Annotated in this window: 22 protein-coding genes and 3 tRNA genes; 22 read left to right on the top strand and 3 right to left on the bottom strand. The window is 72.0% G+C overall.

Annotated features, from left to right (window positions below; translation table 11 throughout):
* The first annotated feature begins 59 nt into the window (after positions 1–59).
* The 7 genes from LRP67_RS05415 (at position 60) to LRP67_RS05445 (ending at position 3,794) form a co-directional block, all read left to right on the top strand.
* Positions 60–1,463, top strand: coding sequence for an amidase (locus LRP67_RS05415; protein ID WP_231269161.1), 1,404 nt, complete (start codon positions 60–62; stop codon positions 1,461–1,463).
* 73 nt (positions 1,464–1,536) lie between these two features.
* Positions 1,537–1,609 (top strand) — tRNA-Thr (locus LRP67_RS05420).
* A gap of 36 nt (positions 1,610–1,645) precedes the next feature.
* Positions 1,646–1,719 (top strand) — tRNA-Met (locus LRP67_RS05425).
* A gap of 33 nt (positions 1,720–1,752) precedes the next feature.
* Positions 1,753–1,923: a 50S ribosomal protein L33 gene (rpmG, locus tag LRP67_RS05430; RefSeq protein ID WP_170259177.1), complete on the top strand. Its 171-nt coding sequence runs from the start codon at positions 1,753–1,755 to the stop codon at positions 1,921–1,923.
* A gap of 74 nt (positions 1,924–1,997) precedes the next feature.
* The gene (locus LRP67_RS05435) at positions 1,998–2,399 is read left to right on the top strand and encodes a MaoC family dehydratase N-terminal domain-containing protein (protein WP_231269162.1); all 402 of its coding nucleotides are present in this window, start codon (positions 1,998–2,000) and stop codon (positions 2,397–2,399) included.
* Positions 2,396–2,773 (top strand): MaoC/PaaZ C-terminal domain-containing protein, encoded by a 378-nt coding sequence (locus LRP67_RS05440; protein ID WP_231269163.1) that lies wholly within the window; start codon positions 2,396–2,398, stop codon positions 2,771–2,773. Before LRP67_RS05435 ends, LRP67_RS05440 begins: the two co-directional genes overlap by 4 nt.
* Positions 2,766–3,794: a UDP-N-acetylmuramate dehydrogenase gene (locus LRP67_RS05445; protein ID WP_231269164.1), complete on the top strand. Its 1,029-nt coding sequence runs from the start codon at positions 2,766–2,768 to the stop codon at positions 3,792–3,794. Before LRP67_RS05440 ends, LRP67_RS05445 begins: the two co-directional genes overlap by 8 nt.
* On the opposite strand, the gene LRP67_RS21780 is transcribed toward LRP67_RS05445, so the two are convergent.
* Genes LRP67_RS21780 through LRP67_RS05460 form a run of 3 tightly spaced genes read right to left on the bottom strand, consistent with a single transcriptional unit; the run spans position 3,791 to position 6,674 of the window.
* Complete coding sequence (locus tag LRP67_RS21780; protein WP_231269165.1) at positions 3,791–4,357, bottom strand: DUF4190 domain-containing protein; 567 nt, start codon at positions 4,355–4,357, stop codon at positions 3,791–3,793. The two genes, LRP67_RS05445 and LRP67_RS21780, sit on opposite strands and share 4 nt — an antisense overlap.
* A gap of 44 nt (positions 4,358–4,401) precedes the next feature.
* Positions 4,402–5,409 carry an adenosine deaminase gene (locus tag LRP67_RS05455; RefSeq protein ID WP_231269166.1) on the bottom strand — a complete coding sequence of 336 codons (1,008 nt, stop codon included), beginning with the start codon at positions 5,407–5,409 and terminating at the stop codon, positions 4,402–4,404.
* On the bottom strand, positions 5,406–6,674 hold the full coding sequence (locus LRP67_RS05460) for a pyridoxal phosphate-dependent aminotransferase (protein WP_231269167.1): 1,269 nt from the start codon (positions 6,672–6,674) through the stop codon (positions 5,406–5,408). Before LRP67_RS05460 ends, LRP67_RS05455 begins: the two co-directional genes overlap by 4 nt.
* Before the next feature lie 167 nt (positions 6,675–6,841).
* Here LRP67_RS05460 and LRP67_RS05465 point away from each other — a divergent pair.
* The 15 genes from LRP67_RS05465 (at position 6,842) to LRP67_RS05535 (ending at position 20,624) form a co-directional block, all read left to right on the top strand.
* A tRNA-Trp gene (locus LRP67_RS05465) sits at positions 6,842–6,914 on the top strand.
* Positions 6,915–6,970: 56 nt separating this feature from the next.
* A complete protein-coding gene (gene secE / locus LRP67_RS05470; protein ID WP_231269168.1) occupies positions 6,971–7,225 on the top strand; it encodes a preprotein translocase subunit SecE in 255 nt (84 codons plus the stop codon).
* A 79-nt stretch (positions 7,226–7,304) separates the two neighbouring features.
* Positions 7,305–8,183 (top strand): transcription termination/antitermination protein NusG, encoded by an 879-nt coding sequence (nusG, locus tag LRP67_RS05475; protein WP_231269169.1) that lies wholly within the window; start codon positions 7,305–7,307, stop codon positions 8,181–8,183.
* A gap of 199 nt (positions 8,184–8,382) precedes the next feature.
* Entirely contained in the window at positions 8,383–8,811 is a 429-nt protein-coding gene (rplK, locus tag LRP67_RS05480; RefSeq protein WP_231241571.1) for a 50S ribosomal protein L11, read from the top strand.
* Positions 8,812–8,926: 115 nt separating this feature from the next.
* The gene (gene rplA / locus LRP67_RS05485) at positions 8,927–9,646 is read left to right on the top strand and encodes a 50S ribosomal protein L1 (protein WP_231269170.1); all 720 of its coding nucleotides are present in this window, start codon (positions 8,927–8,929) and stop codon (positions 9,644–9,646) included.
* Between the two features lie 217 nt (positions 9,647–9,863).
* Complete coding sequence (locus LRP67_RS05490; protein ID WP_231269171.1) at positions 9,864–10,811, top strand: D-2-hydroxyacid dehydrogenase family protein; 948 nt, start codon at positions 9,864–9,866, stop codon at positions 10,809–10,811.
* Positions 10,812–10,988: 177 nt separating this feature from the next.
* Positions 10,989–12,041: a BMP family protein gene (locus tag LRP67_RS05495; RefSeq protein WP_231269172.1), complete on the top strand. Its 1,053-nt coding sequence runs from the start codon at positions 10,989–10,991 to the stop codon at positions 12,039–12,041.
* A 10-nt stretch (positions 12,042–12,051) separates the two neighbouring features.
* Entirely contained in the window at positions 12,052–13,578 is a 1,527-nt protein-coding gene (locus LRP67_RS05500) for an ABC transporter ATP-binding protein (RefSeq protein WP_231269173.1), read from the top strand.
* Complete coding sequence (locus LRP67_RS05505) at positions 13,575–14,717, top strand: ABC transporter permease (protein ID WP_231269174.1); 1,143 nt, start codon at positions 13,575–13,577, stop codon at positions 14,715–14,717. The genes LRP67_RS05500 and LRP67_RS05505 overlap by 4 nt, the downstream gene beginning before the upstream one ends.
* A complete protein-coding gene (locus LRP67_RS05510) occupies positions 14,714–15,910 on the top strand; it encodes an ABC transporter permease (RefSeq protein WP_231269175.1) in 1,197 nt (398 codons plus the stop codon). Before LRP67_RS05505 ends, LRP67_RS05510 begins: the two co-directional genes overlap by 4 nt.
* Before the next feature lie 48 nt (positions 15,911–15,958).
* A complete protein-coding gene (locus tag LRP67_RS05515) occupies positions 15,959–16,942 on the top strand; it encodes a queuosine salvage family protein (RefSeq protein ID WP_231269176.1) in 984 nt (327 codons plus the stop codon).
* Between the two features lie 11 nt (positions 16,943–16,953).
* Positions 16,954–18,027: a nucleoside hydrolase gene (locus tag LRP67_RS05520; protein ID WP_231269177.1), complete on the top strand. Its 1,074-nt coding sequence runs from the start codon at positions 16,954–16,956 to the stop codon at positions 18,025–18,027.
* On the top strand, positions 18,024–18,593 hold the full coding sequence (locus LRP67_RS05525; RefSeq protein ID WP_231269178.1) for a DUF1989 domain-containing protein: 570 nt from the start codon (positions 18,024–18,026) through the stop codon (positions 18,591–18,593). Before LRP67_RS05520 ends, LRP67_RS05525 begins: the two co-directional genes overlap by 4 nt.
* Positions 18,590–19,717, top strand: coding sequence for a class II histone deacetylase (locus LRP67_RS05530; protein WP_231269179.1), 1,128 nt, complete (start codon positions 18,590–18,592; stop codon positions 19,715–19,717). The genes LRP67_RS05525 and LRP67_RS05530 overlap by 4 nt, the downstream gene beginning before the upstream one ends.
* Positions 19,710–20,624 (top strand): PfkB family carbohydrate kinase, encoded by a 915-nt coding sequence (locus LRP67_RS05535; RefSeq protein WP_231269180.1) that lies wholly within the window; start codon positions 19,710–19,712, stop codon positions 20,622–20,624. Before LRP67_RS05530 ends, LRP67_RS05535 begins: the two co-directional genes overlap by 8 nt.
* The last annotated feature ends 1 nt before the right edge of the window (position 20,625 follow it).

Here is a 20,625-nt window from a genome sequence, read left to right on the forward strand (position 1 = left end):
AGTTTCACCGGGCGCCCGGTGAAACTCACCAGCCACCACCCCGCCGCTAGGTTGCTGCCATGAACCGCGTGCACACCTTCACCGACGACGCGCTGGGGGAGCTCGACGCGGTCGGGCTCGTCGAGGCGCTGCATCAGGGCGCCGTGTCGGTGCCGGAGGTGGTGGAGGCCGCGATCGCGCGGGTGGAGCGGGTCGACCCCGACCTCAACGCGGTCGCCTTCCGCGCCTACGACCGCGCGCGCGCCGAGGCGCGCGCCCCACGCGCCGGCTACTTCGCCGGCGTGCCGACCTTCGTCAAGGACAACGTCGACGTGGCGGGGATGCCGACCCAGCAGGGCACCGACTCCTACGTCGGTCGGCCGCAGGCCGCGGACGGCGACTTCGCGCGCATGTACCTCGCCACCGGCCTGCTGCCGCTGGGCAAGACCCAGCTCTCCGAGTACGGCTTCTCGGCCGCGGCCGAGCATCCGCGGCTCGGGGCGGTGCGCTCGCCGTGGTCGACCGACCACGTGGCCGGTGCGTCGTCGGCCGGGTCGGCGGCCCTGGTCGCGGCGGGGGCCGTGCCGTTGGCCCACGCCAACGACGGCGGCGGCTCGATCCGGATCCCCGCGGCGGTCAACGGCCTGGTCGGGCTGAAGCCGACCCGCGACCGGCTGGCGCAGGACAAGCTGGCGCGCGACATGCCGATCCGGATCGTGTCCGACGGCGTCCTGACCCGCTCGGTGCGCGATACCGCGGCGTTCCTCCGGGAGGCCGAGACGGTCTACCGCGCCCTGCATCTCCCGCCCATCGGTGACATCACGCGACCCGGCAAGCGCCGGCTGCGGGTGGCCCTCAACACCACCGGCATGGGGGTCTCCGCCGACGCGGAGGTGACCGCCCTCACTGAGGGCGTCGCCGCGCTGCTCGAGGACCTGGGCCACCACGTCGAGCCCGTCGAGGCGATGATGGTGCCGGATACGTTCCGCGATGACTTCCTGCTCTACTGGTCGATGCTGGCGATGTTCCTGGTCCGCACCGGCCGCCGTACCCACGGCCGGAGCTGGGCCCCGCAGAACCTCGACAACCTCACCCTGGGCCTGGACCGGCACTGTCGCCGCAACCTGCACCGGCTGCCGCGCGCCATCCGCCGGCTGCGGCGGACCCGGGCCCACTCCGAGGCCTTCTTCGGCCAGTACGACGTCCTGCTGACCCCTACGCTCGCTACGGGAACGCCGCAGGTGGGCCACCTCGACCCGACCCGCGACTACGACACGATCATGGGGCGGCTCCTGGACTGGGTGGCCTTCACGCCGCTGCAGAACGCCACCGGCGACCCGGCGGTCTCGCTGCCCCTGGCGACCACCGCGGAGGGGCTCCCGCTGGGGGTCATGTTCGGTGCCGGGGCCGGCCGGGAGGCCACCTTGCTGGGGCTGTCCTACGAGCTGGAACAGGCCCGCCCATGGGCTCGGATCCAGGGCTGAGATCGGGCCGACGGCGGGAGGGCGGGACCGATTTCTCCAACCGTGACCCCCCTGTGTATCGTTCTCCGTCGTTGCCCCTTTAGCTCAGTCGGCAGAGCGTCTCCATGGTAAGGAGAAGGTCTACGGTTCGATTCCGTAAAGGGGCTCTGGGTAGGCTCTGATGAGCCTGATCCCTTCCCCATGGCGGGGTAGCTCAGGTGGTTAGAGCACACGGCTCATAATCGTGGTGTCGCGGGTTCGAGTCCCGCCCCCGCTACGCAAGACGACTGAATACGACAAAGGACTTCCCGTGGCCAGCAAGAGCTCCGACGTTCGCCCCAAGATCACGCTCGCGTGCGTGGACTGCAAGGAGCGCAACTACATCACCAAGAAGAACCGCCGCAACGACCCCGACCGGTTGGAGCTGGCGAAGTTCTGCCCTCGGTGCCGCACGCACAAGGCGCACCGCGAGACCCGCTGAACCTCATGCCTCCGTTCGACCCGCCGCTGACCCGCGGCGGGTCGAATGCATTTCGGGGACGCTAGATTCGAGCCATGCCAGTCGACCAGTCCCTCGTCGGCCGCACCTTCCCGCCGACCCCACGCTACGAGGTCACCGAGGAGAAGGTCCGGGACTTCGTCGCCGCCACCGGCGGTGAGTACGCCGGAGGGCCGGCGCCCGCGACGTTCCCGATCGTCCTGGCCTTCGACGCCATGAACGCCTTCCTCGAGGCCGAGCGCATCGATCTGTTCCGCATCGTCCACGGCGAGCAGAGGTTCGCCTACGAGCGGGCCGTCCTGCCCGGCGACGTGCTCAGCGCGACCCTGACCGTCGCGACCCTGCGCCAGATCGGCGGCAACGACATCATCGGGACCACCAGCGAGATCTCGGACGTGATGGGCGCGGTCGTCTGCCGCACGTCGGCCACCCTGGTCCACCGGGGGGCCGAGGCATGACGCTCGAGACCCGGACCTTCACGATCACCCGCGCCGACCTGGTCCGCTATGCCGAGGCCAGCGGCGACCACAACCCGATCCACCAGGACGAGGCGGTCGCGCTCGGTGTGGGGCTGCCGGGCGTGATCGCCCACGGCATGTACACCATGGCGCTCGCCGCCCGCGCGGTCGACGGCTGGTTCCCCGGCGCCCAGGTGGTCAGCTTCGGCTGCAAGTTCACCAACCCGGTCGTCGTACCCGCCGAGGGCGGGGTCGAGCTGGAGGTCGCCGGCGAGGTGAAGGGCACCGAGGACGGGCTGACGACGGTCGCGCTCACCGTGACGTGCGGTGGCCAGAAGGTCCTGGGGATGCCCAAGGCCGTGGTCCGTGCCTGACCTGCGCGACCTCACAACGCTGCGCCTGGGCGGGCCGGCCGGGCGCTTCGTCACGGCCACCACCGAGGCCGAGCTGGTCGAGGCCGTCTCCGCCGCGGACGCGGCCGGCGAGCCGGTGCTGGTCCTCGGCGGCGGCAGCAACCTGGTCGTCGCCGACGAGGGTTTCCCCGGGGTCGTGGTGCACGTCGCGACGCGCGGGATCGACCCCGACGTGCCCGAGGGGGAGACCGACGCCTCGTGCGGAGGGGTGCTGGTCACCGTGGCGGCCGGGGAGTCCTGGGACGGGCTGGTCGCGACCGCCGTCGAACGCGGCTGGGTGGGCGTGGAGGCACTCTCCGGCATCCCCGGCGCGGTGGGAGCCACCCCGATCCAGAACGTCGGCGCCTACGGCCAGGAGGTCGCCCAGACGGTCGCCTCCGTGCGGGTGTGGGACCGGACCCTGCGCGGGGTGCGCACCTTCGCCAACGCCGAGTGCCGCTTCGGCTACCGCCACTCCCGGTTCAAGGCCGACCCTGGGCGCCACGTGGTGCTCGACGTGACGTTCCAGCTCGCCCAGGGCTCGCTCGGGGCGCCCGTGGCCTACGCCGAGCTCGCGCGCACCCTCGGCGTCGAGGTGGGTCGCCGCGCGCCCCTGGCCGACGTCCGCGAGGCGGTGCTGCGCCTGCGCCGGGCCAAGGGGATGGTCCTCGACGTCGATGATCACGACACCTGGAGCGCGGGGTCGTTCTTCACCAACCCCGTGGTCGCCCCGGCCGAGATCCCCGACGGTGCGCCCGCCTGGCCGGTCGACGGCGGGGTCAAGACCAGCGCGGCCTGGCTCATCGAGCACGCCGGCTTCGCCAAGGGACACGGGACCAGGACGGTCGCCCTGTCCGGCAAGCACCCGCTGGCCCTCACCAACCGCGGCGGCGCGACCACCGGCGAGCTGCTCGAGCTCGCCCGCGAGGTGCGCGACGGCGTCGCCGCCCGCTTCGGCATCACGCTGGTCAACGAGCCGGTGCTCGTGGGCTGCGCGCTCTAGTAGCGGCCGTCGTAGGACGAGGTCCAGTCGGTCATCCCCACGAACGCCACGACCACGATGACGGCCAGCACCGCCAGCACCGTGGCGACGATGCCGGTGATGAAGCCGGCGACGGCCTGACCGCGGTTGGTGTAGGCCCCCGGGTTGCGGTCGATCGTGCGCCTGGCGCTCGCGCCGGTCCAGATCGCGAACGGACCGACGAAGACGCCGGGGAAGGTCAGGCAGCACATCGGCGTGAGGAGGATCGAGACGATCCCGATGATGCCGAGCACCATCGACGTCGTGGCCTGGCCCAGGGGCTGTGCGTAGCTGTAGCCCGGCACCGGCTGGCCGTAGCCGACGAAGTTCGGCGGGTACGGCGGCTGGCCGTAGGGCTGCTGCAGGTAGGGGTGCGGCGGTCCGGGCGCGCCGTAGGACGGGGGAGGCGCCGTGGCCGGCGGCTCCGGGGTCGGCTCGCTGGGCTGACCGTACGTCGGCCACTGCGGCGCGCTGGGCTGCTCCGGGCCGGAGGGTGAGGCGAAGGGCTGCGTCTGGTCCGAGTCGTCCGGCCCCTGGTTGGTCACACGGAGGATCTTCCCAGGGGACGGAGCGCGCAAACAGCGGGTGGTCAGGCCAGCCAGGCGTCGATGTCGGCCAGGACCGCGGCGCGCACGTCGTCGGGCGCCCTCGAGGCCCGCACCGACATCCGCGCCAGCTCGGCGAGGTCCTCGTCAGTGAGCTCGTGGGCCGCGCGCATCGTGGCGTACTGGCCGGCGAGGCGGGAGCCGAACAGCAGCGGGTCGTCGGCGCCGAGCGCCACGGTGGCGCCGGCCTCGAGCAGGGTCGGCAGCGGCACTGAGGTCAGGTCGCTGTAGACGCCCAGTGCCACGTTGCTCACCGGGCACACCTCCAGCGCCACGCCGGCCTCGACGATGCGCTCGAGCAGGGCCGGGTCCTCTGCCGAGCGCACCCCGTGGCCCAGTCGGTCGGCGTGCAGGGAGTCCAGGACGGTGCGGATCGAGTCGGGCCCGAGCAGCTCCCCGCCGTGCGGGGCCAGGAGCAGCCCGGCCCGCTCCGCGATCGCGAAAGCCCCCGCGAAGTCGGCCGTGCGGCCGCGCCGCTCGTCGTTGGAGAGCCCGAAGCCCACGACGCCGCGCCCGACGTACTGCGCGGCCAGACGCGCCAGGGTGCGCGCGTCGAGCGGGTGCCGGGTGCGGTTGGCGGCGATCACGACCGCGATCCCGAGGCCGGTGCGCTGCGAGGCGTCGCGCACGGCGTCCAGGACGAGGTCGGTGAAGGCGGTGATCCCGCCGAAGCGCGCGGCGTAGCCGCTCGGGTCGACCTGGATCTCCAGCCACCGCCCCCCGTCGGCCACGTCGTCCTCTGCCGCCTCCCGGACCAGGCGCCGTACGTCGGCCTCGGTGCGCAGCACCGAGCGCGCCACGTCGTAGAGCCGCTGGAAACGGAACCAGCCCTTCTCGTCGGCCGCGCTCAGCCGCGGGGGCCACTGCGAGACCAGGGACTCGGGCAGGGCGATGCCGTCGCGCCCGGCCAGCTCGAGCAGCGTGCTGTGCCGCATCGACCCCGTGAAGTGCAGGTGCAGGTGCGCCTTGGGGAGGGCGTGGAGATCCCTCAAGCGAACAGCTTCTGCAGGCGCGAGAGGCCCTCGACGAGGTCGTCGTCGCCGAGCGCATAGGAGAGCCGCAGGTAGCCGGGGGAGCCGAAGGCCTCGCCCGGGACGACCGCCACCTCGGCGGCGTCCAGGATGTAGCCGGCCAGGTCGGCGGAGGTCTCGATGACCTGACCGCCGTACTCCTTGCCGAGCAGGCCCTTGACCGACGGGTAGGCGTAGAACGCGCCGCCGGGCATCGGGCAGACGACGCCGTCGATCTCGTTGAGCATCGACACGATCTTGTGGCGCCGGCGGTCGAAGGCCGCCTTCATCTCGTCGACGGCAGTCAGGTCCCCCTCGAGGGCGGCGATGGCCGCGCGTTGGGAGACGTTGGCGACGTTGGAGGTGGCGTGCGACTGCAGGTTGGTGGCTGCCTTCACCAGGTCCGCGGGGCCGATCATCCAGCCGACGCGCCAGCCGGTCATGGCGTAGGTCTTCGCGACCCCGTTGACGACGACACAGTTGTCCTGCAGGAACGGGCACAGGACCGGCATCGACCCGGTGTCGGCGTCGTCGTAGACGAGGTGCTCGTAGATCTCGTCGGTCAGGACCCACAGGTCGTGGTCCTCGACCCACTGGCCGATGGCGCGGATCTCCTCGGAGCTGTAGACGGCGCCGGTCGGGTTCGACGGGGAGACGAACAACAGCACCTTGGTGTGCTTGGTGCGGGCGGCCTCCAGCTGCTCGACGGTGACTTTGTAGTCCTGGGTCTCGTCGGCGAGCACCTCGACCGCCACGCCCCCGGCGAGCTGGATCGCCTCCGGGTACGTCGTCCAGTACGGCGCCGGCACGATCACCTCGTCGCCGGGGTCGATCATCGCCGCGAACGCGGCGTAGATGGCCTGCTTGCCACCGTTGGTGACGAGCACCTGGTTGGCCTCGATCTCCAACCCGCTGTCGCGGCGGGTCTTGGCGACGATGGCCTTCTTCAGCTCCGGCAGCCCGCCGGCCGGGGTGTAGCGGTGGTTGCGCGGGTCGCGGCAGGCCTCCGCGGCCGCCTCCACGATGTAGTCGGGCGTGGGGAAGTCCGGTTCGCCGGCCCCGAAGCCGATCACCGGCCGCCCCTCGGCCTTGAGCGCCTTCGCCCTGGCGTCCACCTTGAGCGTGGCGGACTCGGCGATCGCGCCGATCCGGCGCGACACCCGGCGCTCGCGCGGGTTGGTGCCCACGGGCGACTCGGTGGTCGACGAGGTGGGGGTGGAGGACGGGGCAGCGGACGAGTCAGACATGTCTGTCATCGTAGAGGCGCACCCCCGGGACCGACATCCGAGATCCGGGGGGTGGTCGGAGTCGTTTGGACGCGATCAACACCCGCACCGTAGACTCCACGTTTGGTGGATTCCCACATGTTGTCGCGCGCCCGGATCTCGAGGGTGCGCAGCGTGGGCCTCCGCGAAGGGCACTAGCTCAACTGGCAGAGCATCGGTCTCCAAAACCGAAGGTTGGGGGTTCAAGTCCCTCGTGCCCTGCGTAGCAGGAACGATCACCAGAAGCACCCGTCAGGACGACAGAGAGAGGTGAGAGCGTGTCGGACAGCAAGGCAGTCGGCGGCGGTTCCCGCAACCGCGACACCAGGACCGACAAGCGCACCAGCCTCCCGACGTTCTACCGGCAGGTCGTGGCCGAGCTCCGCAAGGTGGTCTACCCCACCCAGGAGCAGCTGGTCACGTACTTCTTCGTCGTCATGATCTTCGTGATCTTCATGATGGTGCTGATCTCGGCCCTCGACCTCGGCCTGGGCAAGCTCGCGCTCGCCGTCTTCGCCGGCGGCGACGGCTGACCCCCTCCCGGCGCCCCGTGACCACGGTCCGGGCGGGCCGGGGACCCGGACCACCCCCAGCAACACGACAAGCAATGTGATGGAGCAACACGTGTCGGAGCAGTACGAGCAGGTCGAGACCGAGGAGACGCCGGCGGACGCCGAGGCGACCCCCGTCGTCGACGAGGCCGCGGACGAGAGCCCCGAGGCGCCCGACGAGGCGGCCTCCGACGACGCCGCCACCGACCTCGAGGCCACGGACGAGCCGGTCGCCGAGGGTGACGAGAGCGACGAGAGCGACGACGCCGAGGCGGACACCGCCGAGGACCAGGACGCCGCCGAGGACGAGGACGAGGACCCGTTGGAGGCCTTCCGCCGCGAGCTGTGGGCCAAGCCGGGGGACTGGTTCGTGGTCCACACCTACTCCGGCATGGAGAACCGGGTGAAGTCCAACCTGGAGAACCGCATCATCTCCTTGAACATGGAGGACTACATCCACGAGATCGTGGTCCCGATCGAGGACGTCGTCGAGATCAAGAACGGCCAGCGCCGCACCCGCACCAAGCCCTCGTTGCCCGGCTACGTGCTCGTCCGCATGGACCTGACCGACGAGTCCTGGTCCGCCGTACGCCACACGCCGTCCGTCACCGGATTCGTGGGCCACAGCCACCAGCCGGTGCCGCTGAGCATGTCCGAGGTCGAGAACATGCTCGCCCCGAGCGTCCTTGCCCGGGCCGAGGCCGAGGCCGTCGCCGCCGGCACCCCCGCCAAGGGCGGCGCCGCCACCGCGAAGAAGCAGGTCGAGGTCGCCGACTTCGACATCTCCGACTCGGTCATGGTCGTCGACGGACCGTTCGCCACGCTGCACGCCACGATCACCGAGATCAACGCGGAGGCCCAGCGGGTCAAGGCCCTGGTCGAGATCTTCGGTCGTGAGACCCCCGTCGAGCTCAGCTTCTCTCAAATTCAGCGGGTCTGATCCGAGACCGACCCGGGGCTCGGTACCTCATCTGAACAGCACCACCGCACCACCAGCACGCACGACGTACCACCAGAGGGCCGCAGATTTCCCCATTCGCCGCGAACGGCGCAGAATGGTGCGGCTGCTCAGAACAGCAAGTGGCAGAGGACGCCGGACGTCCTCGTCATGACCACAGAACAGGAAGAGAACAGAACAGATGCCTCCCAAGAAGAAGATCGCTGCGCTGGTCAAGGTGCAGCTGCAGGCCGGTGCCGCGACCCCGGCCCCGCCGGTCGGTACCGCGCTCGGTCCGCACGGCGTCAACATCATGGACTTCTGCAAGGCGTACAACGCCCAGACCGAGTCCATGCGCGGCAACGTCATCCCCGTGGAGATCACCATCTACGAGGACCGGTCCTTCACCTTCATCACGAAGACCCCGCCGGCCGCCGAGCTGATCAAGAAGGCCGCCGGCCTGAAGAAGGGCTCGGGCGTCCCGCACAAGGAGAAGGTCGGCAAGCTCAGCAAGGACCAGATCCGCGAGATCGCGCAGACCAAGCTGCCCGACCTCAACGCCAACGACCTGGACGCCGCGATGAAGATCGTCGAGGGCACCGCCCGCTCCATGGGCGTCACCACCGACTGACAGAGCCCCGAGGCTGAGCCCGCGAGGGCCGGCACGAGGCACGACCGCACCTGTGGCAGAGCCGCGCTGGCTCACCTGACCACGACTGGCACCGAAAGAATCGAGAGAACCAGACATGCAGCGCAGCAAGACCTACCGCGCGGCGGCAGACACGTTCGACAAGGACGAGCTCTACGCCCCGCTGACCGCGATCAAGATCGCCAAGTCCGCCAGCAAGAAGAAGTTCGACGAGACCGTCGACGTCGTCATGCGCCTCGGCGTGGACCCCCGCAAGGCCGACCAGATGGTTCGCGGGACGGTCAACCTCCCGCACGGCACCGGCAAGACCGCCCGCGTCCTGGTGTTCGCCAACGGCGACAAGGCCGACGCGGCCCGCGAGGCCGGCGCCGACGTCGTCGGTGGCGACGAGCTGATCGAGAAGGTCAACGGCGGGTGGCTCGACTTCGACGCCGTCGTCGCGACTCCGGACATGATGGGCAAGGTCGGCCGCCTCGGCCGCGTGCTCGGCCCCCGCGGCCTCATGCCCAACCCCAAGACCGGCACCGTGACGCCCGACGTCGCCAAGGCCGTCTCGGACATCAAGGGCGGCAAGATCGAGTTCCGCGTCGACCGCCACGCCAACCTGCACTTCATCATCGGCAAGGCGTCGTTCTCCGAGGCCCAGCTGGCCGAGAACTACGCCGCCGCCCTCGAGGAGGTGCTGCGGCTCAAGCCGGCCAGCTCCAAGGGCCGCTACCTGCGCAAGGTCACGGTCTCCACGACCATGGGCCCCGGCGTCCAGGTCGACCCCAACCGCACCCGCAACGTCGCGGCGGAGGACGAGGGCCAGGCCTGAGGCCTCCCTTCTCACGTATGCCGGACGGCCGTCACCCCTCGTGGTGACGGCCGTCCGCCTTTGCGGTGCAGGTTCGCCTGCGTGAGTTTCACCGGGCACCCGGTGAAACTGGCGCCTTCCCTACGAAACTTCATACGGGAGGCGTGAGTTTCACCGGGCACCCGGTGAAACTCACGGTCGCGGCCCCCACCCCACCCCGACCTGGCAGGCTCAGCGGATGCGCTGCGTGATCCTCGACGACTACCAGGGCGTCGCGACGTCGTACGCCGACTGGTCGGTGCTCGGCGACGTGGTGGTCGCCCCGGTGACCGAGCACCTCGAGGGTGAGGCTCTCCTCGACGCGCTGTCGGGTGCCGAGATCGCGATGGTGATGCGCGAGCGCACCCCGCTGACACGCGAGCTGCTCGAGCGACTGCCGGACCTGCGTCTGGTGGTCACCAGCGGCATGCGCAACGCCTCGATCGACCTGGCGGCCTGCGTCGAGCGCGGCGTCGTCGTGTGCGGTACGGCGAGCAGCCCGGCGCCGGCGGCCGAGCTCACCTGGGCGCTCATCCTGGGGCTGGCGCGCCACCTCGAGCGCGAGGCGGCGTCGTTGCGTGCGGGCGGGCCGTGGCAGCTCACCGTCGGCCGCGACCTGGGGGGCGCGACCCTGGGCGTGGTCGGGCTGGGCAAGATCGGGAGCCGGGTGGCGCAGGTCGGTCAGACGTTCGGCATGGAGGTCGTCGCCTGGAGCCCGCACCTGAGCGACGAGCGCGCCGCCGAGGCGGGCGCGACCCGCGCCGAGAGCCTGTCCGCGCTGATGGCGGCCGCCGACGTGGTCACCCTGCACCTGGTCCTCTCGCAGTCCACGCGCGGGTTGGTCGGCGTCGCCGAGCTCGCCGCGCTCCGTCCGCACGCCCTGCTCGTCAACACCTCCCGCGCCGGTCTGGTCGACACCGGAGCGCTGCTGGACGCGCTGCGCGGCGGGCGGCTCGCGGGGGCCGGTCTCGACGTCTTCGACGAGGAGCCGCTGCCCCTCGACCACGCGCTGCGCTCGATGCCGCAGGTGCTGGCCACCCCGCACCTCGGCTACGTCACCGAGGCCAACTACCGCACGTTCTTCTCCCAGGGCGTCGAGGACATCGCCACCTGGCGCGCGGGGGAGCCGGTCCGTCGACTCGGCTGAGCCGGACCGCGCTGTCCCTGTGTGCCGGGTGTTGTCTCCGGCCCGTTAAACCTCGGTTTCCTCTTGCAGACTTGGGTTGTCGACCCTCTCGCTGCCCCCAAGACTGGCCGCTGTCCACCCAGCAGCGGCTCACGATCCGGGAACGTGCGGCTGCCTCGACTCCTCAGGAGCAGCAGCATGAAGGCATTGATCCGGACGGCGGCGCTGGTCGCTGTGGCGTCCTTGGCGCTCGGCGCCTGTGGCGGCGGCGACGAGGAGTCGGCGAGCGACGAGACCGGCGGCGCGGGCCCCGGAGCGGGCGGCACCGTGGCGGTGGCCTACGACCTCGGCGGTCGCGGGGACGGGGGCTTCAACGACCTTGCGTACGCCGGCGCGAAGGCCGCGGCCGACGCGCAGGGCGCCGAGGTCACCGAGTCGACGGCCAAGGAGACCGACACCGACGAGGACCGCGCGGCGCGGCTGGAGCTGCTCGCGCAGAGCGGCGCCGACCCGGTGGTGACCGTCGGCTATCTCTACGCCACCGCGCTCAACGAGGTCGCGCCGAAGTATCCCGACACCTGGTTCGCCATCGTCGACGACGCGACCGTCGATCAGCCCAACGTCGCGGCTCTGACCTTCGCTGCCAACGAGGGCTCCTTCCTCGTCGGCGCGGTCGCCGCCCTGGAGTCGGAGAGCGGCAAGGTCGGCTTCATCGGCGGCGTCGACACGCCGCTGATCAACGAGTTCGAGGCGGGCTTCCTCGCCGGCGCCGAGGCGGCGAACCCGGAGGTCGACGTCAGCACGTCGTACCTGACCCAGCCGCCGGACTTCGCGGGCTTCAACGACCCGACGCGGGGCAAGGAGTCGGCCAACGGGCAGTACGACTCGGGCGTCGACATCATCTTCGCGGCCGCCGGCGGCTCGAACGCGGGCGTCTTCGACGCCGCGAACGGCGCCGGGGCCAAGGTGATCGGCGTCGACAGCGACCAGTACGACACCACCGAGCCGCCGCTGAACGAGGTCATCGTCAGCTCGATGCTCAAGCGCGTCGACGTCGGCGTCCAGACCTTCATCGAGTCCGTCGCCGACGGGTCCGTGGAGGCGGGGGAGCGTCGCTTCGACCTCTCGACGGACGGGGTGGGGTACTCGACCTCGGGCGACCTGCTCTCCGAGGAGACCATCGCCGCGGTCGACGAGTTCGCCGCCCAGATCAGGTCCGGCGACATCACGGTCCCGACGACCGTTGAGTGACTCGCCACCGGTGAGCACTCCGTCGGGCTCCCTGGCCTACGCCGTGGAGCTCGACGGGATCACCAAGAGCTACCCCGGCGTCCTCGCGAACGACGACGTCCGCCTGCGGGTCGTGCCCGGCACGGTGCACGCCGTCGTCGGCGAGAACGGCGCCGGCAAGTCGACGCTCATGAAGATCCTGTACGGCGCGGCCCGTCCCGACCGCGGGACGCTGCGGATAGGCGGCGCCCCGGTGAGCTTCTCCTCGCCGTCCGACGCCATCGCCTCCGGCATCGGCATGGTCTTCCAGCACTTCAAGCTGGCCGAGAACCTCTCGGTGCTCGACAACGTGATCCTCGGCGAGGAGCCGGTCGGGCGCTTCGGGCGCATCGACCGCGACGCGGCCGCGCGACGGATCCTCGAGATCTCGGAGCGCTACGGACTGGCGGTCGACCCGCACGCGATGGTGCGAGACCTCGGCGTCGGCCGGCGCCAGCGGGTCGAGCTGATCAAGGTGCTCTTCCGGGGCGCCCGGATCCTGATCCTGGACGAGCCCACCGCGTTGCTCACCGTGCAGGAGTCGGCCGACCTGCTGAGCCGGATCCGCGGACTCTGCGAGGACGGCCTCACCGTGGTCTTCATCTCCCACCACCTCGACGAGGTCGTCGAGATCAGCGACGCGATCACCGTGATGAGGCGCGGCAAGGTCGTCGCCGACGTCCTGCGCGGCGAGGCCGACGTGCACGAGCTCGCCGTGCTCATGGTCGGTGCGGAGCCGGCCGCGCTGCCGCTGCGGGACCGGGGTCGGGATCGAGCGGTGCTGCTGCGCATGGAGGGCGTGACCGCCACCGCGCCGGGCGGGGGGCGCCTCGACCTCGACCTCGAGGTCGGCGCCGGCGAGATCGTCGGCGTCGCCGGGGTCGAGGGCAACGGACAGGACGAGCTGGTCGACGCGCTCCTCGGCGTGCTGCCGCTGACGGCCGGGACGGTGGTGCTCGACGGCCGCGACCTCGCCGGGGAGTCGACCGCCCAGCGCCGGGTGGGCGGCCTGGGCTGCATCCCCCAGGACCGGCAGCGCGAAGGTGTGCTGCTCGACCAGCCGCTGTGGCGCTCGCAGCTGCTCGGCCACCTCCACGACCGGCGCCTGGCGCGCGGCCCGTGGCTGCGCATCGGCGCCGTACGACGTGCCGCGGAGGCCGTGGTCGCCAGCTCCGACGTGCGTGTGCCGTCCGTCGACCTTCCGGCGTCCGCGCTCTCCGGCGGCAACCAGCAGAAGTTCATCGTCGGCCGCGAGCTCGACGCCCGGCCGGATCTGCTCGTCGCAGCCCAGCCGACGCGCGGGGTCGACGTGGGGGCGCAGCGGGCGATCTGGGCCCGGCTCATCGAGGCGGCCGAGCGCGGCACCGGCGTGCTCCTCATCAGCGCCGACCTCGAGGAGCTGTTGACGCTCTCGGACCGGATCGTCGTGATGGTGCGCGGCTCCGTGGTGGCCGTGCACGACGCCGAGTCCGCGACGGTGGCCCAGATCGGCCGCTCGATGACCCAGGCGGTGGCGTGAGCGGGCGGCTCGAGGGGCTGGTGAGGCGCGTCGTCTCGCCACCGCGCCTGGCCTCGCTGGGCCTGCACCTGCTCGCCGTCGGCATCGCCCTGGCCTTCGCGGCCGCCGTGCTGGCGGGCATCCTCGCGGCGTACGCGATCTCCCCGGGAGTGATCGTCGACGTCGTCGGACGGTTCGCACTGACGCCCGAGGGCTGGGTGGCGATGGTCAACAAGGCGACGACGTACTACCTGGCCGGACTGGCGGCGGCCATCGGCTTTCGGATGTACCTCTTCAACATCGGCATCGACGGACAGTACCGGCTCGGTGTGTTCGCCGCCGCCGTCGTGGGGGCGGCGGTGAGCCTGCCGATGGTGCTCCAGATCCCGCTGCTGATCACCGTCTCGTGCCTCGTCGCGGGCGCGTACGCCGCGGTCGCGGCGTACCTGAAGGCGAGCCGGGGCGTGAGCGAGGTGATCAGCACGATCATGCTGAACGCCGTCGCGACGGGGATCGTCGCGTTCCTCGTCGCGCCCGAGCGGCTCGGGGCGCGGGACGAGGGCAGCAACAACACGCAGACGCCGCTGATGTCGGAGTCGGGCTGGATGCCCTCGATCCCGGTGCCCGGCCTCGGCGAGATCTACGGGTTCACGGTGCTCGCCGTGCTCCTCGGGGTGGGGTTCTGGTTCCTGACCGAGCGGACCCGCTTCGGCTTCGAGCAGACCGCCGCCGGGCAGGCTCCGCGGGCCGCGCTGCTCGGTGGCACCGACCCGCGTCGGATGATCGTGCTGACGATGGTGGTCTCCGGCCTCATCGCGGGGCTCGTCGGTCTGCCCGAGCTGCTCGGCTCCGCGACCCACCGCTACGGCATCGGCTTCCCCGCCGGACTCGCCTGGGTGGGGCTCTCGATCGCGATCGTCGGGCGCAACCACCCGGTCGGAGTGGCGCTTGCGGCGCTGCTGTGGACCTTCCTCGAGCGCTGCGCACTGCCGCTCGACCTCATCGGCGTGCCCAAGGAGGTCGTCTCGGTCGTGCAGGCCACGGTCGTGCTCGCGGTCGTCACGTCCTACCAGCTGGTCCACGGGATCTCCACCCGCGCTGCCCGTCGCCGCGCCGCGTCGTACGCGGGCCGTGCCGTCGCGGTGGAGGCCGTCTCGTGACCCGGTTCTCCTGGTGGTGGGTGCTCGTCGTCGTCGCGCTGGCGCTGCCGGTCGCGGCGTACCTCGCGGACGCCCCCGACCTCACCTCGGCCGGGCTGGCCGGCGCCACGCTGCGCTTCTCGGTGCCGATCCTGCTCGCCGGCCTCGGCGGCCTGTGGGCGGAGCGCTCCGGCACGCTCAACCTCGGGCTGGACGGGATGATGATCATCGGAGGCTGGACCGGGGCCTTCGTCGGCCTCCAGTACGGCCCCTGGGCCGCGCTGGTCGGCGGGGTGCTCGGCGGGGTGCTGACCGGGCTCCTGCACGCGGTCATCACGCTCGCCTGGGGCGTCGATCAGGCGATCGCCGGCATCGTCATCAACATGGCCGCCCTCGGCATCGTGCGCTTCCTGTCGTCGATCACCTTCGCCCAGCAGGACGGCGGCAGCATCAGCCAGAGCCCCACGCTCGAGCCGGTGCCCACCGTCTCGCTCCCGGGTGCCTCGTGGCTGCTCGATCCGGTCGCGGACAGCGGCGTGCCGTTCCTCTCGGCGTGGGCGAGGATCCTGACCGGCCTGGTCACCGACGTCTCGGTCGCGACCCTCATCGGCCTGCTCCTCGTCCCCGTGACGTGGTGGACCCTCGCCCACAGCCGCTTCGGCCTGCACGTGCGGGCGTGCGGGGAGAACCCGTCGGCCGCCGACTCCCTCGGTGTCTCGCCGTACCGCATCCGCTACCTGTCCCAGGCCATCTCCGGAGCCCTGGCGGGCCTCGGCGGCGCCTACCTCGTGGTCGCCGCCTCGTCGGTGTATCGCGAGGGCCAGGTGGCGGGCCGGGGGTTCATCGGCCTGGCGACGGTGCTCTTCGGCAACTGGACGCCGGGCGGAGTCCTCGGTGGCAGTCTGCTCTTCGGCTTCACCGACGCGCTCAGCACCCGACAGGCCGCGTCGGTCTCGGCGCTGCTCCTCATCGGCGGCGCCGCCCTCGCCCTGCGCGCACTGTCGCTGCTGCGCCAGGGGCGCGGCTCCGAGGCATGGGGCAACCTGGTGGTCGGGGCGGCCGTGCTGATCTGGTTCGTGTGGGGGCCGCCGGTCCCGCGGGAGCTGGTCGTGGTCGCGCCGTACCTGACGACCCTGCTCGTGCTCGTCGTCGCGCGGCAGACCCTGAGACCGCCCGCCGCGGTCGGCATCGCCTACCGACGCTCCGACGAATGACCCCCTTCCCCCGACGGTCCGACGAATGAATCCCTCTAAGGAGACCAGATGACCAGCAACGCCTGGAAGGCCAGCGTGCTCGCGAGCTGCGCGACGGCGAGCCCTCTGTGCCGCGACGTGACGATCGACGACGAGCAGGTCTCGGCGGTCGCCGACTGGATGTGCTTCGAGGTGTTCGCGCCCATCGGGGGTGCCCAGCCCGACCCAGAGCGGCCCTTCCTCACCGATCCTGACGACCAGATCGACTTCGCGCTCGTGACGACCGCGATCAACTTCGCCTACACCGACTTCGAGACCGGTGTGCCGTGGTCGGTGGAGCACGAGGGGCGCGAGCTCGTCGACGCCGACGGCATGTTCCTGCGCTTCGAGCAGGCGCTCGCGGCCGGCGTGCCGGTGCTCGAGGGCGCCTGGCTCGCGTCGGTGACCGAGGAGCAGCTCGCCGAGGTGCTGCACGGGCCACGACCGATCCCGCTGCTCGGCGAGCGCGTGCGCGTGCTCAACGAGATCGGGGCCGTGCTGGTCGAGCGGTACGACGGGCGGTTCAGCACCTTCGTCGCCGACTGCCCCCCGCGGGCGTACGCCGACGGCGCGGGCCTGCTCGAGCGGCTGACCTCGGAGTTCGCCCAGTTCGACGACAGCTCGATCGTGCACGGCGTGCCAGTGCGCATCGACAAGCTCGCCCAGCTGGGCGTCTGGACCCTGCACCGGCTGGGGCTGGTGCTGTTGGAGGACCTCGACTCGCTGGCGGTCTTCGCCGACTACATCGTGCCCGCCGCGCTGCGGGCGTTGCGGGTGCTGCGCTACTCGCCCGCGCTCGCAGCGGCGGTCGACGACGGTCGGATCGTGCCCTCCGGGTCGGACTGGGAGAACGAGATCCGGGTCCAGACGATCGTCGCGTGCGCGCGGATCACCGACGCCCTCAACGAGCGGCGCGCCGAGCCGGTCGTCAACGCCCAGGTCGACTACCGCTTCTGGTCCGCCTTTCACGACCTGATCCGCCCACACCACCTGACCGTCACGACCCGGTACTGAGAGGAGCACCCGTGCGCCGACCCCGCCACGCCGAACCCCCGCCGGTCTTCCGTCCGGGGGGCCGACAGCGCCTCATCCTCGACGTCGACACCGGCATCGACGACTCGCTGGCCCTGCTCTACGCCGCGGGCCGCCCCGACGTCGACCTGGTCGCTGTCACGACCTGTGCCGGCAACGTCGGCGTCGACCAGGTCGTCCACAACACCCTCGGCGTCCTGGAGCTCGCCGGGGCCCCCCACGTCGAGGTGGCCAGGGGCGCGGCCGGCCCCATCGCGCGGCGGCTGGAGACCACCCCGGAGACGCACGGACCCACCGGCACCGGGCACGCCGTGCTCGAGCCGAGTGGCACCGTCTCGGACCGGACGGCGATCGAGGTGTTGGTGGACGAGGCCCGTCGTACGCCGGGAGAGATCACGCTGGTCACGGCCGGACCCCTCACCAACCTGGCCGCGGCCGTATTGGCCGAGCCCGACCTGCCGTTGCTGCTGCGTGACGTCTTCGTGATGGGCGGGACGTTCAGCCAGGCGGGCAACGTGCACCCGCGGGTGGAGTGGAACATCCACGTCGACCCCGAGGCGGCGCGCACGGTGCTGCACCAGTGGAGCGCGGCGGGGAAGCGCGGAGCGGTCCCGATCACGATGATGGGCCTCGACGTCACCGAGACCTCCGTGATCCGTGCCGAGGACCTGCTGGCGGTCGCCCACGCCGCCGGGCTCCCGGCGGCGGCCGGGACGGACGTCGAGGTGATGACCACCGCTCTCGGCTCGCCCGTGCTCGACTTCGTGCGGGACTCGCTGCGCTTCTACTTCGAGTTCCACGAGCTGCACGACGGCTTCTACGGAGCGCACGTGCACGACCCCTTCGTCGTCGGCGCCGCGGTCGACCCGACGCTGATCGCGTCCCTGTCGACGGTGGTCGACGTGGAGCTGGGTGGGCAGTGGACCACCGGCGAGACCATCGCCGACTGGCGCGGCCACTTCGACAAGCCCGTCAACGCCTACGTCGCCACGACGGGCGACGGCCCGGAGTTCATCCGGCGGCTGCGCTCGGTGCTGGCCGACCTGGTCCGGGAGGGCACCTCGTGAGGGGCCGGACCGTCGAGGTGCCCCGCGGCCACGCGACCCGGTTCGACCTGGCGGTGGGGGACCGGCTCACCGTCACGACGCCGGACGCCCGCTCGGGCGGTGACCTGACCTTCCCGTGGTTCGACCGGGGGATCACCCGCAATGTGATCGGCTACGAGCGCTACGGCGCCCCGCCGAAGCTGCCCTTCCACGTCCGGCCGGGCGAGACGCTCCACGACACCGACGGCACCGCGGTGCTGCTGCTGGAGGAGAACACGTCCCTGGGCGAGATCGACATCATGCTGCCCGGGTGCCGTCGCGCGACGTACGCCGACGGGCGAGCCGGCTGTCGCGAGCTGGTCGCGGCCGCGCTCGGCATCCCGGTGCGTGAGGTGACCGGGATGGCGTCGTTCTGGGAGAACACCACGGCGACCGCGGACTACTACGACCCGTTCGGGCCGAAGAACGAGCGCCCGGGGGACTCCTTCTCGGTGCGGGCCCTGCGTCCGGTCTCGGTGGCCGTCTCGGCGTGCCCCGACACCCGGATCCGGACGGTCCCCGGGGGTTGCCTGGAGGTGACGACGTGACGGCGCGGCGGCGCACCGGCTGGGTCTTCGACGAGCGCTACCTCTGGCACGACACCGGCACCGGCGCCGGTCCGCTGCCCGCGCGCCTGAGCCGGTGGATCGAGCCGATGGAGCACGTCGAGTCACCGCCGGCCAAGCGTCGGCTCGCCAACCTGGTCGCGGTCTCGGGGCTGCTCGACGAGCTGGTGCCCGTGCGGCCCGCTCCGGCCACCGAGGCGCAGGTGGAGGCGGTGCACGCCCCCGCGCTGCGGCGCCGGATCGAGGCCGAGGCGGCCGGCGGAGGCGGCGACGCGGGCGACGGGTCGAGCCCGTTCGGAGCGGAGTCCTACCGCATCGCCCTGCTCGCCGCCGGCGGTGTCGTCGCGGGCGTCGATGCCGTGCTCGACGGCGTCGTGGACAACGCCTACGCCCTGGTGCGACCGCCGGGCCACCACGCCTCGCGCGAGACCGGCTGGGGGTTCTGCCTCTTCAACAACCTCGCCATCGCCGCCGCGCACGCCAGGTCCCGCGGCCTTGAGCGGGTCGCGATCGTCGACTGGGACGTCCACCACGGCAACGGCACCGAGTCCATCTTCGCCGCGGACCCGAGCGTGCTCACGATCTCGCTGCACCAGGACGGCGCCTACCCGCCCGGCTCAGGCCCCGTGTCGTACGTCGGCGAGGGCCCGGGCACGGGCACCAACCTCAACGTGCCGCTTCCGCCGGGTTCCGGTGGCGGTGCCTACGAGCACGCCATGATGGACGTCGTGCGTCCCGCCCTCGCCCGGTTCCGGCCCGACCTCGTGCTCGTCGCCAGTGGCCTCGACGGCAACGGCGGCGACCCGATGGCGCGCCAGATGTTGAGCTCGGAGGGCTTCCGGATGCTCACCCGCCACGTGCGCGAGGCCGCGGAGCAGCTCTGCGGGGGCCGACTCGTGCTGGCACACGAGGGCGGCTACAACCCGTGGGTCGTGCCGTTCTGCGGGCTGGCGGTCCTCGAGGAGCTCAGCGGGGTGCGCACGGCGGTGGAGGACCCCTACCTCGCCGCCATCGAGGGGTACGGCCAGCAGCTGCGGCCGCACCAGGAGGAGGCCGTCGGGCTCGCAGCCGCGAACGTCCTCGGCGTGCCGGGCCCCGATGCCTGAGCCGGCGCCCGCGGGCCGCGTGATCGTGGTGGGGTCGGCCGGCGTCGACCGCACCGCCTTGCTGGCGCAGCTACCGGCGCCGGGGGAGACGGTGCTGACCCCACGCGTCCTCGTCGGCTTCGGGGGCAAGGGCAGCAACCAGGCGGTCAACGCGGCCGCGATGGGCGCGCGGACCGCCATGGTCGTCAAGCTCGGTGAGGACGCCGACGGCGCCGCCGTGCTCGACGACCTCCGGGCCGCCGGCGTCGACACGAGCGAGGCGATCGCCGACGCGGCGTCGCCGACGCAGCAGGCCTTCATCTGGGTCTCCGCCGATGGCGAGAACAGCATCGTCGTCGCCAGCGGCGCCACCGGCGGCCTCACCCATGACGACGTCGCCGCGGCGCTCTCGCGCTTGGCTCCGGCAGCGGGGGACGTCGTGCTCACTTGCGCGGAGATCCCGCGCGCGGCGCTCGAGGCAGTGCCCGCCGGGATCGGCGACGGCGCCACCTGGGTCCACAACGCGGCGCCCGCCGGCCGGCTCCCGGCCTGGGGGGACCGGCCGCCGATCCTCGTCGTCAACGAGGTCGAGGCCGAGCAGCTGACCGGCCTGGCCGATGTCGAGGCCGCGGCCGGCGTCCTCGGCGCCTCGAGCGTGGCGACGATCGTGACGGTCGGAGCCGGCGGTGCTCTGGTCGCCGACGGTCCCGCGATCCGGCGCGTGCCGGCCCCGACGGTGGAGGTCGTCGACACCACCGGGGCGGGCGATGCCTTCTGCGGCGCGCTGGCGGCCCTGTTGGTGCAGGGCCGGCCGCTCTTCGATGCGGTCGCGAGGGCGGTCGCCGCGGGGGCCGTCGCGGTCACCGCCCTGGGTGCGCGGGGCTCCCTGGCCACGCCCGAGTCCGTCGCGCGCCTGCTGGGGGAGTGAC

Origin of the sequence: Nocardioides sp. cx-169 (assembly GCF_021083605.1) — a bacterium.
Taxonomy (GTDB): domain Bacteria; phylum Actinomycetota; class Actinomycetes; order Propionibacteriales; family Nocardioidaceae; genus Nocardioides.